The sequence below is a fragment of the Campylobacter concisus genome, from assembly GCF_003049065.1.
In the GTDB taxonomy this organism is placed as follows: domain Bacteria; phylum Campylobacterota; class Campylobacteria; order Campylobacterales; family Campylobacteraceae; genus Campylobacter_A; species Campylobacter_A concisus_BE.
Window position 1 is genome coordinate 1 of the sequence record NZ_PISC01000022.1, and the last position, 1,054, is coordinate 1,054.

The window sequence follows — 1,054 nt, forward strand, 5'->3', positions numbered from 1 at the left end:
CAATGTAACAGCAGAGATCATCAATCCAAATAACCCTAACAACCCAGGCAAGGATAGCAAGGTTATAGGTGAAGATAGTGAGAATACTAAAGCTCCAGAAGCTCCAGTAATCACAGAAGTAATTGATAACGTTAAGGGTTATGAAGAAGATACTAAAGTAGGCAATGTTCTTGATGTAAAAGGTCATCTAACAAATGATAATACTCCAACTATCAAAGGCACTGCAAAAGCTGGCTCAAAAGTAGAAATTTACGACAATGGCAACAAGGTAGGTGAGACAACAGCTAAATCTGATGGTTCATGGGAAGTTACAACCACAGAGCTTACTAAACAAGGCGAGCATAAATTTACAGCAACTGCTGAGAATAAATTTGGTAAGAGCACACCAAGCAATGAAGCTACAATCGATCTAGATTCAATCGCTCCAAAACTTGACAATGTTAAAATCACTCCAATCGATACTAATAGCAAAGCTGATGATACAGCAGAGCTAACTATGGGAACAGGTCATACAGATACTCCAAATGCTGAGATATTATTTAGAGATGAAAACAACAACATTATAGGAAAAGGTCACGCTAATAATGCAGGTGACTTCGTAATTCAACTAGATAAAGCCGTTCAGCCAGGTACTCCAGTATTTGTTCAAGCAATAGACAAAGCTGGTAACGTAGGTACAGATAGAGTTGAAGCTGGCAATATAGAACATCCAAACGATCATACAGCTCCATCAGAGCCAACAATCACATTTGTTGAAGATACTAATCCAAAAGATGGCAAGCTAAATAAAGCTGAAAACAGCAGTGATAGTGATAACGCTAATACAACAGCTAAAATTTCTGTCCCAGCAGATGCAGTAGTAGGCGATGTTATCAAATACACTGTAAATGGTGGCACAGAGCAGTCTCATACTATAACAAATGCTGATAAGACAGCTGATCATGTAGAAATAAAAGTACCAGTAACTGATGGTCAAACATCAAGCGTAACAGCTAAGATCGTTGATCAAGCTGGTAATGTAGGCAAGGAAGCAAAAGAAAGTTTAGATGTAGAT

1 protein-coding gene is annotated in these 1,054 nt (G+C 38.1%); it reads left to right on the forward strand.

Annotated elements, in window-relative coordinates:
* Nucleotides 1-1,054, forward strand: a 1,054-nt coding sequence (locus CVS81_RS09725) for an Ig-like domain-containing protein (protein ID WP_159070980.1), incomplete at both ends; no start/stop codon positions are given.